Source organism: Paenibacillus sp. PL91 (assembly GCF_012935325.2).
Classification (GTDB): Bacteria; Bacillota; Bacilli; order Paenibacillales; family Paenibacillaceae; genus Pristimantibacillus.
Window position 1 is genome coordinate 1 of sequence record NZ_JABBYG020000024.1, and the last position, 16,186, is coordinate 16,186.

Here is a 16,186-nt window from a genome sequence, read left to right on the forward strand (position 1 = left end):
TCTAACATGCCTCCCCTTTGCTAATAGTTTAATTAATTGGGGGCTAAGACTCCAGTTTAATTAGGGGGCCGTGGAGAAACCTCCCGTTAATCAGAGCGCTTCGTCCCAAACTTGGCCAAAAACAAAAAATTAACGGGAGAAAATCCATCTAATGCTTAATATTTCCACAAATCCCTCGAAATAAAGGGAGCTTTTCCCGTTAATCCTGCTTCCTGAGGTTTCGATATCCGCATCCACCACCTGCGTTGCTGCGAAATAAATAGGGATGAATCATCATTTGAAAATCAAACGCATTGTCTCGTTTGTTTTTGGAGAGGCATCTTAACCGTGTTTTTGTTCAGCGAAGCCCATTCTGCACATGGACCAATCAAAGCTCGTTTTTTGGATTTTTTCGCATAAGTCCCACAGATTATCAATAAGCCGCACTTCAACTTTTCTCCTCATTAATTCTCCAAATAAATCGTTAATGATAATCGTATTGACCGGAATCTGGCATTTCTCACTGACGTAATACCCTGCACTTCGATCATTAAGATAAAAATCAGAAGTATCAAATTCATACAAATATAGCTTTGTACCTCTCATTATTTCAAACCATTTATGCTCGATTGCCACAACATGGCTGGCAGAACTAGAGGATAAAAAATGTCTCTTATCCTCTTCCGTAGTCGTTTCATTGCAATGATAGGTCACTCTTGGACAGTTTCTCGGTGTAAGGAAGTTAGGCAAGCATTTTTCATTGATTGCCCAAACTAACCCTTTCTCCTGATTCATATCCTTTCTCGTGGGTATTCTAGGCTTAAAAATAGAAATATCACATTCCTCGCTTACATGAAATAATCTCATCTTATACCGCCTTCCCTTATTTTCATTACGTTTTATCTCCATAACTCTATACCGCCAATTATACAAACGATAAAGCAGCTTTTCCGTATTTTCTATAAACTCTAATGACAAAAAAGCTGCCCAAGTCATCAATGACTTGGCACAGCCCTGTTTGGTTACTCTGATTTCTCCTCTGGAGGGAGCAGCACGATACGGCCTTCCCCCAGCTCCACCCGAAGCTTATTGGAGTTTTTAACGCCAATCGACTCCAAGTAGCTTGCCGGCACCTGCAGACGGCCGGCTTTATCAAGCACCGCATACTCGACATGCGTGCCCTCTTCATCCTCCGCTTGCTCAAGCTCGGCAAGCTCCTCCGCATAGGACCGCCTGCGCAGCATCTCGGATGAAATTTTCCCATCGCGGATAGCCGCTACGCGGTCTACCTTCTTCGCAAGCTCAGGATCATGCGTAACGATAACGACCGTAATGCCAATCGTCCGGTTCAGCTCGCGGAACAAATCCAATATCTGATTTGCCATGCGCGAATCTACTGATCCTGTCGGCTCGTCGGCAAGCAGCAGCTTGGGATGATTCGCAAGCGCGATGGCAATCGCGACCCTTTGCTGCTCGCCTCCGGACAGCTCATACAGCTTATTCGATGCGCGGTGGCTGAGCCCAACAGCATCAAGCAGCTCCTTCGCCCGCCAGCGCTTGCGGCTTCCCGTCAACAATATCGGCAGCTCTACATTTTCGAGCGCCGTCAAATACGGAATAAGGTTTCTCGCATTATTTTGCCAGACGAAGCCTACGCTTTCGCGCTTGTAACGCACAAAATCACGTTCCTTGAACTTCAGCATGTCTCTGCCGTCAACGGTCAGCTTGCCGGCTGTAGGACGGTCTAGTCCCCCGAGCATATTAAGCAGCGTCGACTTGCCGCTGCCGCTGTTGCCGATGATCGCCATAAGCTCGCCGCTTTCAATATGAAGATCGAGGCCTTGCAGGGCGAATACTTCTAGGTCGGCAGTTTTGTATATTTTGACTAGCCCTTCGCAATGAATCATCCGTCAATCCTCCCCTAGCTTGATCGCTTGATGGATGCGCAGACGGGACAGCATATAGGCCAGTATGCCAAGACCGAAGAGCAGCATGAAGCCGACAAGTATATAAATGCGCATTAAATCCGACGAATCGAACATGACCTTAAACGGCGGGACGAGGCTGCTCGGATTAAAGGCGATTTGAAAGTTTGGCACATACAGCAGACTCGCAACATTGCCGACGCCGATTCCGATAAGAACGGCAACTCCGGATGTGAGCAGCTGCTCGACGCCAAGCATGCCAATGAGCTGCTTGAGCGACATGCCGATCGCACGCAAAATACCATTTTGCAGCGTTCTGCCGCGCAGCGATAGTACCCAATATAACAAAAAGCCGATAAAGCTAACGAGTATCGAAAGAACGAAGCCCAGCGTCAAAATTCCGTTCAGCGCCATGAGGAATGGATCATTTTTAGCATCCACAAGCTCCAGTCTCGTATTGACGATATTCGTAATCGGCAGCTTTGATTCCTTGAGCCCTTCATAAAATTCAGCAGTGCTGGTCTCTGGCTTCAGCTTAATCCAGACATCATAAGGCTCAAGCGCAAGCATCACCTGAATGCGCGGCAGATGCCCTACGATCAGCATTGGCGCGTTGCCTTTCGATTCTTCCTCACTGACATCCACGCTGCCTACAGCCGGATTTGGGTTAAAGGTCGGGAAGTACTCAATGATGCCATACACCTTGAACGGCTGCTGCGGCACATCGCTCCAGCCTACCCAAATCGTGTCGCCCGGCTTTACCTTTTTCTGATCGGCAAGCGTTTTCGAAATGAGCACGGCCTGCGAATCCCCGGCAAGAAGGTTCAAGTAGTCGTTGATCGGGTAATCAAGCAGGCTGTCACGGAACCAAGTCGTTTCTCCGAATTCGTCGGAATCGATGCCAATCAGCGTAGCCGCACCCGTGCTATCATTTACGCTAAAGGCCGCCTCCTTCTTGAACACTTTCGCGGCATGCTCGACTCCCTTTATCGTCTTAAAGGGCTCGAACGCCGGCTCTAAATAATGAACAGGAGATTGGATAACGGGCGTTGCCGGCTGCTGCTGTCCCGGTGCTGCCGGAGGCGGCGCATCATTGACCCACTGGGCAGTCAGCACGATCTCCGCACCGTTGCCATACTTAATCCTATCTTCCGTATTATTGTTGATCGTTCTTGCAGCCGAGGCGCTGAATACGCCTGTAGCTATCGTCATGATGAGGAAAATCATCAAAAATTGGTATTGCGAGCTGGAGCGTCCGACCTGTATCAATGTCGCATATACGGAAGGTGGCCACCATTTTTTTCCAATCCAGTATACGAGTCTAAGCACCCACGGATACAATCGAAGCAGCAGCAAGCCCGCGCCCATAATAAACAAAGCCGGAATAACGAACTGCAGCGGATCGATGTTCAAATCGTCAGCATTCAGTCCCAAGCTTTGCAAATCGGCAAGCCGCTTTCTGAACGTGTACAAGCCGTAAATAGCGAGCGCAAGCGCAATGACATCCAGAAACATTTTATGCCAAAGCGGCGACTTCAGCATTCTGGCTAGCTGCTGCTTATGACCAACAATGGAGACGCGAGTAGCCATGATGATCGGAATTAGCATAATGACGAAGCAAACGCCCGAAGCGATTGCTCCGTAACGGTAAGCTTCCTCCGTAAGCCTGACCGGCAGTCGCACGCGCTGCACAAACTCCAGGAACCCATTTGATGCGCCAAGCAGCTCGGTCAATACTACCCCAAGCAAGGGCCCTACACCAAATGCGACGCCGCATAAAATAATGCCTTCTACCGCATAGGAGGTAATCACCTGCCAGCGTGCCGCTCCTCTGCTGCGCAGGACGGCGATTTCATTCTTTTGCCGATCTGCGATCAGATTCGACACCATGAACATATAAAAACCGAGCATAATCAACACCGGAACATTCAGCGACCACATTAACGTTCTTAGCTGCTCTGCCCGCTCCAAATATTTCGCGATCGTATCCAGCGCCGGCGTCTCCGATACAGCCTGATACATCGTGACGTTATTGAGCATAACGTTGCGGATCTTATTCGTCGTCTGAATGAAATCCTCTACGAATCTCAGCTCAAGCTTCGAATAATCGAGCACGAAGAACCAGCCCACTGACGCAACCGGAATGCGAGCTTCCTGCATAAGATGCTGCTTAGCCAGCTTATCGCTAATGACGAAGCTGCCGCTTAGCTCGCTAAGGTCGGTATCCCTAAAATAGGGGTCGTCATCCTGCTTTTTCTCGAATACGCCTACTGGTTTAAACTTTATTTCCCCGGCAATTTTACTGTCGTCGACAAAAAATTCGGAATCGAGCACCGTCTTGTACTGAATAAGTGCCCGCTCTGTAACGAGCACTTCATAAACCCCATCAACCGGCTGCTGTTCCGCAGGCATTCTGCCATCCGTCAGCTTAATATGCTCCTCAAGATCAGAGAAGGAGCGGAGCGCCATTGTTTTTACCGATTTTTTTGTATTCGGCTCCGGATCATTTTTGGGCCTGATCTTCATCGACTTGGATTGAAAATCGACAACCAGCTCCTGCACCGGTATTTGGAAGCCCTTCGCTGCTTGCTCATGTATGTATCGATCCACTTTCGTATAGATCTTATTCATTTGCTCAGGCGTTTCTTTGGTATAAAACAATTTATTGTATTGATTACCCGGATAGACGCTCTTCTTGGTTTGCATCGTCTCCAAATCCTTGACCAGCATCCGAGATAATACCGCTTCCGAATAAATAGGCATGCTGCTTACCAAGGCAACAGACATAACTAAACCAATAAACAAGCTTGCGACTAACCACTTGTTTTGGACCATTTTGCGAATAATCATGACGAACAAAGCCACTCGAAAACCTCCCAAGCGTAAACGACTGATACCATCTTCTGGTGGAAAAAGTTCGTTTCGCGACGAAATATAAGCCGATTATGGGATGATTAATCCAAAAATCTTATATTTCAAGCGTAAACGACTGATACCATCTTCTGGTGGACATATATTATTGCAGTACGACGATCGCGCCTTCTTCCAAGCCTTTCGTGATTTCAATTTCCGTCGAGCCCTTAATGCCCGTCTCCACATCGATCTCACGAATTTTATTGCCTTCCTCCAGCGTTCTTACGAAGGTACGGCCTAGGAAGCTGCGTACGCCGCTGCGCGGAATCTTCAAAATATCATCACGCTGCTGCAAAATGATTTTCACATCCGCAAAAGCCCCTATCGACGCGTCGCTCGGCACCTTCGGCACTTCAATAAACAAGGTTTTGGAGTAACGATCTTGGAGCTGTTCATTCAATGTCGTTGGAGCGGAGGATGGCGTCTGCACCACTTTGCCCTGCAGCTCCTGCGAGCCGAACTTAACCAAAGCCGGATAGCCGACGTCTACTCCGCTAATTTCCGCGCCCGCTTCGACCCGAAGCGCCACGCGCAGCTTCGATGGATCAGATATAATGACAAGCGTCTGATAGGCCTCCACAAAATCGCCTTCCTCTAAATCCTCGACGAAAGTGACCTGACCGTCCATACCGGCAACGAGCTGCTTGCTATTGAAGGTTTTCATCAACCGCTCCAGCTTTAACATCTCAATTTCCATTTGCAAATTGGCAATATCAAGCGCATCGCTGTCATCGCCCAATTTGGCTTGCTTGAGCGACACCTTAGCCTTTGCAACCGCAAGCTCCTGCTCTTTCAATTGAATGTCTAATCCGTCTACATTCAGCTGAACGAGCACATCGCCCTTCTTCACCTGGCTGCCTGAGGTTACCATCATCTTCGCAATGCGGCCGCCTTGGCCTACAAACTGCGCAATTTCCGTATGCGTAGATTCCAAGCTTCCGCTTCCGTTAATATCCTGCGTAATCGTACCCTTCTCGACCGTTACCGTTCGGTAATTTTCTTGCGCCGGCTTGATTAACGGAGGCTTCAGAGCTTCCTCCTCGGCAGGCAGCAAGGAGCAGCCTGTTAATGAAGCGCTAATGAGCAGCGCGAATGACCAGCCGAGCAGCGGCTTAAGCTTTTGCGACAATTTGTCCATCCTCCAATTCATACACTTGGTCAACGATTTCCATAATGGCAGGATCATGCGTAGTCATAATGATCGTCATTCCCGCCGTCTCTACTAAACCGCGGAACACCTTCATAATTTGCAGTCCAGTCCGGCTATCCAGCTCTGCCGTAGGCTCATCAGCCAGCAGAAGCTTCGGCTTATGCGCGATTGCTCTAGCAATTGCCGTACGCTGCTGCTCCCCGCCGGACAGCTCGAACGGCCGGTGATGCATGCGCCCCTTCAATCCGACCTGCTCCAATGCGTGGACAGCTGCTTCCTTGCGGCCATTAGCTGCCACGCCGGCAACCCGCAATATAAACTCTACATTCTCATAGGCAGACATAAGAGGGATGAGCGCGAAGGATTGAAAAATAAGTCCCATTTCCTTGCGGCGCACCATATCTCTCTCTTGATTCGACATCGCGGTCAAGTCACGTCCTGCAAACGTAATTTGTCCTTCCGTCGGACGGTCCAGCGCGCTTAACAGGTTAATAAGCGTTGTTTTGCCCGATCCGGATCTTCCTTTGAACGCAATGAGCTTGCCGGAGGGGATCGATAAATCAACACCCTTCAAAACCGTAACTGCGCTGCTACCTCGACCGAACGTTCTTTTTAAAGCGTTTGCATAAATCATATCCTCTGGTATCGGCTGCATCTAGAAGAAAACCCCCGTCTCCAATAAAACGTTTACATTCATATCATTTTCCATTTTAAACCCATCTAGCATTATGTACAAGCAATTCTATTACTACTAAAATAATAACAAAAAAAGCCTACAATCCCTGCTTCAGGATAAGTAGGCCTTACATCTGCTTAGATGTCGATATTTAAGAAAAAGATAACAGCCGTGACGGTTATAATGCTTAAAATAGTAGAAACAAACACGGACTGCGAGGCAAATTCCGCTTCATTGTCAAATTCAACCGCCAACAAGACGCTGCTGAGGGAAGTCGGTACCGCTGATGATACGATTAAGGCTGCTGCCGTTAGCTTATCGAGTCCCATCAGCCATACGATCAGCCAAGCGAGCAAAGGGCCGGCAACGAGCCTTAGCATGCCCGACAAGCTTACATCAATAAGGAGGGAACGCTTGATTTTCCACTCCATATTGCCAAGCTGAACGCCGAGCGTAATGAGCGCTGTACCGATAAACGCATCGGCCAAATAGCCGATCGGCGTAGCAATCGGCTGCGGAATCGCGACATGGAATCCTCTCAGTAGAAAAGCAAGCGGGATGACATATATGATCGGCATCGAAATAATAGTTCGCCAAATCGCACGCATATCGGCTTTATGGGCATTTACGCTATAGATCCCGTATGTATTGGGCACAAATGATTGCGTCATCATAATCAGCACCTGAATGGCAAGCGTCTTCTCATTTCCGGCGAATGCCAGCTGATTCAGCGGTATGCCATAATTGGCGCTGTTATAAAATAGGACGCTGTTGCGCATGGCGCTCTTCATGCTCGGTTTATACCCTCTCATGCGGATAACGACCTCTACGATCAGATACTGCGCGACCATAAATACGACGAAGAAAAACAAGATTTTGCCAATCACCTGTACGGAAATATCGGTTTTGTATAACAGGTCGAACATAATCGCCGGCGAAAATAAATAAAAATTCAGCTTCGATAACGTCTTGATATCCAGCTTAAACGCACGTTGAATGATAATGCCAAGGCCAATCATAATAACCATCGGAAGAACGTTTGTCATCAATATATGAACAAAAATATTCATTGCTGCATCTGCTTCCTTCTATTATATAGTGTGGGCAACGGGCCGAATCGTCTCTCTACGGTTTGCTTCACTAATTTTAATAGGTTCATCGTCTATTAGGCAAGCCTACTTTTTTGTTAGCATGCAAAAACGGACAGCCGCCGTCGTTGGCGAGCGCTGCCCGTTTAGATCTGCTTATGCTACTATAGCTGCTGCTCCTGCTGATACAGCACCGTCGACAAGTAACGCTCGCCGTTGCTTGGAATAACAGCGACAACGCGCTTGCCCGCACCTAGCTTCTGCGCCAATTGAATAGCGGCGAAAACAGCTGCGCCGGAAGAAATGCCTCCAAGAATCCCTTCCTCCTTCGCTACTCGTCTTGCCGTTTCAAAGGCATCCTCATTGCTGACCTGGATGATTTCATTATAAATATGAGTGTCCAGTATCGACGGAACGAAGCCTGCTCCGATTCCTTGAATTTTGTGCAAGCCGGGAGATCCGCCAGACAGAACTGGCGACGAAGTTGGCTCAACGGCTGCAATATGAATATTCGGAAAGCGCTCGCGCAATGCCTCGCCTGCACCCGTAATCGTGCCGCCCGTACCGACGCCCGCTACGAAACCGTCCAAATTGCCGTCCAGCGATTCAATCGCTTTTACAATTTCCGGACCGGTCGTTTCGCGGTGAATTTTCACATTGGCCGGATTATCGAACTGCAGCGCCGGAAAATAATCAGGATGCTTCTCCTGCAGCTCCTGTGCTACTCGGATTGCCCCCTTCATGCCTTCGGGTCCTGGCGTAAGCACCAGCTCAGCGCCATAAGCACGCAGCAGATTGCGCCGCTCCAAGCTCATCGTTTCCGGCATAACGAGAATGGCTTTGTAGCCCCTTGCCGCCGCAACGAGCGCAATGCCGATGCCTGTATTGCCGCTCGTTGCTTCAATAATCGTATCGCCCGGCTTCAGCTTCCCCTCGCGCTCTGCTTCTTCAATAATGCTAATCGCAATGCGATCCTTCACGCTGCTGCCTGGATTAAAAAACTCCAGCTTCAAATAAATTTCAGCGCTGTCATCCGGCACTACCTTGTTTAAACGAACCAAAGGCGTGCTCCCTATCAAATCGGTGATGTTGTTAACTACGAGACTCATCTTCCCTACCTCCTATAGTGAATGGCCTTGCGGCACGTGCCGAAATAATTAGAGGGAGCGTGGCATGAGCTATACAGCGATATTGCCCTGCGAATGCTCATACAGCTCCTTATAATGACCGTCATGCTCCAGAAGCTGCTGATGATTGCCCTGCTCCACGATTTCGCCATGGCTCATTACAATGATTCGGTCGGCCTGCATAATGGTAGACAAACGATGCGCGATGACGATTGTCGTCCGATCCTGCGAGACGACCTGAAGCGCGTTCTGAATCAGCTGCTCCGTGTGCGAATCAAGGTTGGCGCTTGCCTCATCGAGGATAAGAACCTTTGGCTTGAAGACGATAATTCTCGCAAAAGAAATCAGCTGGCGCTCGCCGGCAGACAAGCCGCTGCCCCGCTCCGACAGCTTCGTATCATACCCGTTCTTCAGCTTCTTAATAATCATATCCGCTCCAACGAACTCACAGGCTCGAATAACCTCCTCGCGGGAGATCGACTCATCGAACATCCTTATATTTTCGATGATGCTGCCCGAATATAGATAAGGCTCCTGCTGCACCAGCCCTACTAATCGGTGCAGGGTCGCTTGCGGAATGTCCCTCACATCCGTCTCATCGATCCGGATGCTTCCTTCCTTCACATCGTAAAAGCGGCACAGCAGGCTGATGAGCGAGCTTTTGCCTGCTCCAGTCGTTCCTACGACGCCGATTAGCTCGCCGGAATCGATATGCAAATCCAAATCGCGAATGATCGGTATCCCTTCCTCATACGAGAAAGAGATGTGATTAAAGTCGATTCTGCCCTTCACTTTCTCTAAGTTGTAGCTCGGCAAGGAAGCCTGACGCTCATCCGCTTCGTCTTCCGTATGCGATTTATGCAAATCGATCGGCTCCGGCACGCGATCCGTAACATCCGGCTTATTCTCAAACACGCTCCAAATTCTTGTAATCGCAACCGTGGCGGATTGCAGCGTATTCCACTGCTGCGTAATCGTATTGATGGGCTGAAAAAACTGGCGGATATACGTAATGAACGCGTACAGCACGCCGAATTCAAGCTGCTGCCCGAGCACAGCGTTGCCGCCGATCCAAGTGACAAAGGCAATCGATAGATTGCTCAAAATATCAAAGGTGCGGCCAAATACGACATTCGTCCGAATTTCCCGAAGATTGGCTTTAAAATACAAGCCGTTCCGCTCATTGAATTGCTTCTCCTGCTCCTTCTGCTGGTGGAACACCTGCACAAGATTCATGCCCGATAAGTTCTCGGCTACAAACGCCACCATACGGGACAATCTCGTTCTTGCCAGCTGATAGGTCGCACGCATGAAGGATCGGAAGGCTACCGCAATGGCCCAAATAATCGGCAACAAAATCAAGCAATAAAGCGCGAGCTTCGTATCCAGCTGGAACATCATCACGACGATGAAGATGAGCGTAAGCCCATCCCTGAATAAACTCAGCAGCACCTGATTAAAAAACTGGTTCAGCGCCTCCGTATCGCTCGATACGTGCGTGATGAGGCTCCCGCTCGACATACGGTCGAAATACCGCATCGACTGCTTCAATATATGGCCAAATAGCTGCTTACGGATGCGCGACACGATGCTTTGACCGATATTTTGGAGCAGGTTGCTTTGCAAATACGTGAACAGCAAGCTGGATACCGATAAGCCCAAATAAATAAAACAAATCGTAAGCAAGCCTTTGTAATCGTTTTTGCCAGACAGCAAATTGTCGTCAATCGCGATTTTCATTAAAAATGGCTGCAGCAAATCAGACAGAATTGCAATTAACGTACAGCAAAATACACCGATGAATGCCCAAAGATGCGGCCTCGCGTAGCTGAAAAGCGTACGAAAGGCAGGTACATATTTCGGCTTCTGATCTGGCAAATTGGGATCACCCTTCTGGTCCGCCTGCCAATTATGAATGGCTTGTGCCGGTCGCATGTTGACTCCCCTCCTCCTGTATGGCGTGAAGCGTTGCGTAGAGTCCTTGCTGCTCAAGCAGCTCCGAGTGGGTGCCGCGCTGCACAATTACGCCGTCATCAAGCACAATGATTTGCTCCGCATGCTTGATCGCGCTAATGCGATGCGCAATAATAATCGTTGTTTTCTCGTTTCTCTCCGTTTGGATCGCGTCAATAATATCCTTCTCCGTCACGGCATCCACTGCGCTTACGCTATCATCTAATATCATAATCGGAGATTCCTTAATCATTCCGCGAGCCAAGCTGGTACGCTGGCGCTGGCCGCCGGATAACGTTAAGCCGCGCTCGCCAAGCCGCGTTTCAAACTTATTCGGCAGTTCAGCGACATTATCGTATATTTGGGCATGCTTGGCAGCAGCCTCTACCGCTTCAAGCTTCCGTTCGCGATCGGAGAATGCAATATTCTCCCTAATCGTTGTACTAAACAAAAAGCCATCCTGCGGCACGTAGGCAACTTGGGTGCGCAAACTCTCCAGCTTCATCTCTCTCACATCCGTCTGCCCATACCATACTGTCCCGGGAGGCGGGTCATAGGTTCGGAGCAGCAGCTTCATCAGCGTCGTCTTCCCGCTGCCGGTACGGCCAATGATGCCCAGCGTCGTTCCTGGCTCAACGCTCAGGGTGATGTCTTTCAGCACAGGATTGCCTCCTTGCTCGTAAGCAAACGATAAATGGTCAATTCGGATACCCGCATCACTCAAATTTACTGCCTTCGCATCCTCAAGCTCCACAATTTCAGAACGCTGAGACAGCAAGTCGTTCAGCCGCTCCAGAGAAGCACGCGAGCGTTGAATCGTGTTGATAACGTTGCCGATTTGTTGAAGCGGATTCATCAGCATGCGAATATAGAGCGTTAACGCAACGAAATTGCCAAGCGTAATTTGTTTCGTTATCGTCATATAGCCGCCATAGGAAAGCGCGACGATCAGTCCAATCGCCCCAAGAAACGGAATCAACGCCTGAAAAAAAGACGAGACGCGTACCAGCCGCAATTGATTATGCCGGATTTGATCCACCGTTTTGCCGAAGCGCTCATTCATGATGTCTTCCACCGCAAACTTTTTCGTTACACGGATGCCGCCAAACTGCTCCTCCGCCGTTTCCGTCATCGTCCCTAGCGCTTCCTGCACCTCGAGCGATCTTTTTCTAATAATGGGCCCCAAATAAACGACGATAATAGGAATAATCAAGAGCGGGAATACGGAAGCCAATATCAGATAATAAGGAATATGACTGAGAAGCATCATCGTAATGGCCGCCACAAGCAGCATGGATGCGTTTGCAGTCTGGTTGACGCCCATAGAGATCGATTCCCGAACCGCAGTAACGTCATTCATAAAATAGCTGAGCAGCTTTCCGACACCATTTTTCGAATGAAACCGTTCGCTCATTTCCGTAAAGTGCTTGAAAAGCCCTCGCCGGACGAGAAATTCAAACTTTCTGCCCACATACATGACCAAATACATCGCTAAACCGTTAAACAGCACATGACCAACGCCAATTAATAGCAGCAGCAGGCTGTAGTCCACGATCAGCTTGCTCGTTAAGCCGCCAATGTGCAGTTTATCCGTAAACTGTCCGAGCACCTTCGGAAAAAATACGTTTATCGTGTTAGCTATCAAATGAAAGAAAAAAGAGGTCAGGTATATATACCACGTTTTCCGAAAAAAATCAGTTAGCAATCTTTTTGATTTCAAAAAACGATCACTTCCCATTTTCAAAGTATGGTTTACGATACATCCGTTTGCGGGAATTGCAATTCATAAAGCTGGCTGTAGCGTCCTTGATGAAGCAGCAGCTCATCATGCGTGCCGTTCTCTACAATTTGTCCTTGCTCCAGCACGTAAATCTGATCCGCCTGTTGAATGGTAGACAGTCGGTGCGCAATAACGAGGCAGGTACGTCCCTGCAGCAATTGCGCCAGCGCCTCTTGAATATGCTGCTCCGACTCCGTGTCGAGCGAAGCGGTCGCCTCATCCAAAATAATGACCCGTGGATTTTTCAAAATCGCCCTTGCAATGGACAGCCGCTGCTTCTGTCCGCCGGAGAGCTTCACACCCCGCTCGCCGATTTGGGTTTCGTAGCCCTGCGGGAACGAATCAATAAAGCCGTCGGCATTCGCAGCTTTGGCGGCAGCCAGCACCTCCGCATCCGTCGCATGCAAATTGCCGTACCGGATATTTTCCTCAATCGTGCCGTTGAACAAAATAATATCCTGCGAGACGATGCCAATTTGCTCCCTCAGCGAGGCTAACGTAATATCCTTGAGCGAATAGCCGTCAATCGTTATTTCTCCTGCTTGTGGATCATAAAATCTAGCGATGAGATGTGCGATCGTCGTTTTGCCTGAGCCCGATGATCCGACAAGCGCGGTCACCTTGCCCGCTGCAAGCTCCAAATGAAAGTCCTTTAATACGGACGAGTCGCTGGAATAAGCAAAATCAATGTGATTAAACACGATTTGACCGTTCACTCGCGGCAGCTTGATCGCGCCCTTCTTCTCAACGATTTCCGCATTCGTGTTCATAACCTCCATAATGCGCTCATACGCGGCAGCCGATTGCTGGATCGTATTAATAATTCGGCTAAAATGGCGGATCGGATTTTGCAAAAGCCGTAAATAGGCAATGAAAGCGACGATCGTGCCAACCGTCATCTGATCCTTCATCGCAAGCCACGCGCCAAACACAAGAACGATAGCAAGGCCGAGGAAGTTAAGAAAATCAATAATAGGTTCATAAGCGGCTCGCAAGCGAGTCACCTGAATATTTGCATCCATATTCCGCTGGGTACGCTCAGAGAAACGCTCCGACTCGTAGGCCTCAGCGGTAAACGCTTTGATCAGCCGAATGCCCGTCAGCGTGTTTTGCAAATGATCGCTGACATCCGCTACGGACTCCTGCACCGTCCGGAACGAGGAGCGCATTCTTTTGCCAAATATTTTGGTCGTAAGTATCATAAACGGGAAGGTTGCGAGCAGCAGCAGCGTCAGCTTCCAATCGATCCAAAGCATATAAATCGCAATCGCTGTAAAGGTGAAAAAATCGGTAAATAACTGCATCATGCTGGAGGAAATCATTTGCTGAAGGATGCTTACGTCGTTCGTAACCCGGGACATCAGATCGCCGGTACGATTTCGGTCAAAAAAAGAGACGTCTAGACTTTGCATGTGGCGGTACAAATCATTGCGAAGATTGTAGAGCACCTTCTGGCCGATAGAGGCCATCAGAGAAGTACTGATATAGCGCAAGGCGCCAAGTAATATTGCCGCTCCGAGTACTCCGCCGCCAATAAGAAACAGCTTGGAAAACAGCTTATTTGGAATAATGTGGTCAATCGTAAAACGAGTTAACTGTGGAACGATAAACTCCAGCAGCGAAATCGCGATTACGCAAGCAACGGCAGCGATTAACAAGGGCAGCTGCATTCGCGCATGGGTATAGATTCGGACGAACATGCTGACAATGCTGGCGGGCTTCGCCTTCTCGCCGTTTCCGAATTTCCTCATGCCGCCCATTCCGCTGCCTGGCCGAAACGCAGGAGTGGAATTGTAATTATTGCTCAACCTCTTCACCCTCCCCATCGCCGTTTTCCGCTTCCGCAGCCACTTGCCGGAGCGAGACGCGCAAATGATCGAGGATCGTGCGCAGCTGCGCCGCCTTTCTGCTGTCGTTCACGACCGCACGCTCTGCCGCCTTCAGCAAATGCAGCAGTTCCTTGCCCGCCGGCGTCAAACGACGATTCGGCTTGCTTCGATCGCATGGCATGCCTTCCTCCTCAGCGTAGCCATATTCTCTGCGCTCGGGCATATTAACGGCGTTCTCTTTCTCTTCAAGCAAATAAGCTCTGCCGTTATCCGTAATTTCAAAAATCTTCTTGCCATCCTGCTTTGAGGACTCCACAAATCCTTGATCCCGCAGCATCTGAAGGGTAGGATAAATCGAGCCTGCACTCGGCTTGTACGTGCCTCCCGATTGGTCCTCTAGCGCCTTCATCATTTGATAGCCATGCATGCTCTCATGTTCAAGAAGCTCGAGCAAAGCAAATTTGACTCCGCCGCGACTGAAATAACGTCTTCCTGAGCCGCTCACCTCTCTTTCAAGAGCATGATTTAAAAACAATCGTTCCTCTGGTTGCCATTCCTCTGTCATCCCGCATGCTCCTTTATTAACGATATATCGTATTATTTTAAATACTATACGATATATCGTTAATTGGCAATTATTTTTGTAGCGAAATAGGCAGCTGTTTGGACGATGCCATACAAGGCAGCTAGACCGCTCCGCTATTTTTCCCATGAAAAAATCCAGTAAATGTACTTTACTGGATTTGTATGGATCTCAGTCAGTAGTATTTAGAATTTCCCTTTAGAAGCGGCGGGATCATTATCGATTATGGCCGAGATACGCTCTATCGTATTTTCATCTAGAACGATGCCCGATGCCTTCACGTTCTCTTCGATTTGCTCAGGCCGGCTGGCACCGACCAAAGCGCTGGACACGTTAGGCTGACGGAGAATCCAAGCGAGAGAGAGCTGGCCTACCGTAATGTCAAGCTCGGAAGCGATTACCTTTAGCTGCTCAACCTTTGCCAGCTTCTCCTCTGTAATTTTATTTTTAAAGTTCTCATGCTTCGCAGCGCGAGACTCGTCAGGCACTTGATTGCTTGCCGAATATTTGCCTGTAAGCAGACCTTGAGCAAGCGGCGAGAAGACTACCTGGCCAAAGCCCTTCTTGATGCCGAGCGGTATGATTTCCTTCTCAATATAACGCTCGAATACGTTATAAATCGGTTGGTTAACGACGATACGATCCAGCAAATATTTGTCCGCAATCGCAAAGGCTTCCGTAATTTGTGCCGCGGTCCATTCGCTGACGCCTACATAATGCACCTTGCCTTGGCGAACCAAGTCCTCGAAGGCGCGAAGCGTTTCTTCCAGCGGCGTTTCCGTATCAAAGCGATGGCTATAGAATACGTCCACATATTCGAGACCGAGCCGCTTCAAGCTTGCGTTAGCCGATTCGATAACATGCTTGCGGGACAAGCCGCGATCATTCGGTCCGTCTCCAATTTTGCCGAACACCTTCGTTGCCAGCACATAAGACTCGCGTGGATAAGCGCGAAGCGTCTCGCCGACGACCTTCTCTGCCTCGCCCTTCGCATAGACGTTGGCTGTATCAAAAAAATTAACGCCTAGATCATAAGCGGTTTGAATCGACTTTACTGCGTTTTCACGTTCCACATAGCCGCCATACGTTAGCCAGCTTCCGAGACTGATTTCACTAACCTTAAGACCGCTTGCGCCCAAATTCCGATAGTTAACTGACATTTTATTTCCTCCTCTAATTTGAA

12 protein-coding genes are annotated in these 16,186 nt (G+C 49.0%); all 12 read right to left on the reverse strand.

The window, feature by feature from the left end:
* Positions 1-321 precede the first annotated feature (321 nt).
* Entirely contained in the window at positions 322-888 is a 567-nt protein-coding gene (locus tag HI950_RS31080) for a DUF6886 family protein (RefSeq protein ID WP_411268174.1), read from the reverse strand.
* Positions 889-1,001: 113 nt separating this feature from the next.
* Positions 1,002-1,886, reverse strand: coding sequence for an ABC transporter ATP-binding protein (locus tag HI950_RS31085; protein WP_169090286.1), 885 nt, complete (start codon positions 1,884-1,886; stop codon positions 1,002-1,004).
* A 3-nt stretch (positions 1,887-1,889) separates the two neighbouring features.
* Entirely contained in the window at positions 1,890-4,769 is a 2,880-nt protein-coding gene (locus tag HI950_RS31090) for an FtsX-like permease family protein (protein WP_317618483.1), read from the reverse strand.
* Positions 4,770-4,920: 151 nt separating this feature from the next.
* Positions 4,921-5,946, reverse strand: a complete 1,026-nt coding sequence (locus HI950_RS31095) for an efflux RND transporter periplasmic adaptor subunit (RefSeq protein WP_169090288.1) — start codon at positions 5,944-5,946, stop codon at positions 4,921-4,923.
* Positions 5,930-6,622, reverse strand: a complete 693-nt coding sequence (locus HI950_RS31100; RefSeq protein WP_169090291.1) for an ABC transporter ATP-binding protein — start codon at positions 6,620-6,622, stop codon at positions 5,930-5,932. Before HI950_RS31100 ends, HI950_RS31095 begins: the two co-directional genes overlap by 17 nt.
* 158 nt (positions 6,623-6,780) lie before the next feature.
* Positions 6,781-7,713, reverse strand: coding sequence for an AEC family transporter (locus tag HI950_RS31105; protein ID WP_169090293.1), 933 nt, complete (start codon positions 7,711-7,713; stop codon positions 6,781-6,783).
* A gap of 182 nt (positions 7,714-7,895) precedes the next feature.
* Positions 7,896-8,840, reverse strand: a complete 945-nt coding sequence (cysK, locus tag HI950_RS31110; protein WP_169090295.1) for a cysteine synthase A — start codon at positions 8,838-8,840, stop codon at positions 7,896-7,898.
* Between the two features lie 69 nt (positions 8,841-8,909).
* Entirely contained in the window at positions 8,910-10,793 is a 1,884-nt protein-coding gene (locus HI950_RS31115) for an ABC transporter ATP-binding protein (protein ID WP_169090297.1), read from the reverse strand.
* Positions 10,768-12,531: an ABC transporter ATP-binding protein gene (locus HI950_RS31120; protein WP_169090299.1), complete on the reverse strand. Its 1,764-nt coding sequence runs from the start codon at positions 12,529-12,531 to the stop codon at positions 10,768-10,770. The genes HI950_RS31115 and HI950_RS31120 overlap by 26 nt, the downstream gene beginning before the upstream one ends.
* A gap of 32 nt (positions 12,532-12,563) precedes the next feature.
* The gene (locus HI950_RS31125; RefSeq protein ID WP_223285628.1) at positions 12,564-14,399 is read right to left on the reverse strand and encodes an ABC transporter ATP-binding protein; all 1,836 of its coding nucleotides are present in this window, start codon (positions 14,397-14,399) and stop codon (positions 12,564-12,566) included.
* Entirely contained in the window at positions 14,389-14,985 is a 597-nt protein-coding gene (locus HI950_RS31130; protein ID WP_169090301.1) for a PadR family transcriptional regulator, read from the reverse strand. Before HI950_RS31130 ends, HI950_RS31125 begins: the two co-directional genes overlap by 11 nt.
* A gap of 203 nt (positions 14,986-15,188) precedes the next feature.
* A complete protein-coding gene (locus HI950_RS31135; RefSeq protein ID WP_169090303.1) occupies positions 15,189-16,163 on the reverse strand; it encodes an aldo/keto reductase family protein in 975 nt (324 codons plus the stop codon).
* Positions 16,164-16,186 lie beyond the last annotated feature (23 nt).

Bases quoted from the DNA above. Each gene is read 5' to 3' on its own strand.
- cysK (WP_169090295.1), bottom strand. From the start codon at position 8,840: ATGAGTCTCGTAGTTAACAACATCACCGATTTGATAGGGAGCACGCCT.
- HI950_RS31085 (WP_169090286.1), bottom strand. From the start codon at position 1,886: ATGATTCATTGCGAAGGGCTAGTCAAAATATACAAAACTGCCGACCTA.
- HI950_RS31080 (WP_411268174.1), bottom strand. From the start codon at position 888: ATGGAGATAAAACGTAATGAAAATAAGGGAAGGCGGTATAAGATGAGA.
- HI950_RS31130 (WP_169090301.1), bottom strand. From the start codon at position 14,985: ATGACAGAGGAATGGCAACCAGAGGAACGATTGTTTTTAAATCATGCT.
- HI950_RS31105 (WP_169090293.1), bottom strand. From the start codon at position 7,713: ATGAATATTTTTGTTCATATATTGATGACAAACGTTCTTCCGATGGTT.
- HI950_RS31115 (WP_169090297.1), bottom strand. From the start codon at position 10,793: ATGCGACCGGCACAAGCCATTCATAATTGGCAGGCGGACCAGAAGGGT.
- HI950_RS31100 (WP_169090291.1), bottom strand. From the start codon at position 6,622: ATGCAGCCGATACCAGAGGATATGATTTATGCAAACGCTTTAAAAAGA.
- HI950_RS31135 (WP_169090303.1), bottom strand. From the start codon at position 16,163: ATGTCAGTTAACTATCGGAATTTGGGCGCAAGCGGTCTTAAGGTTAGT.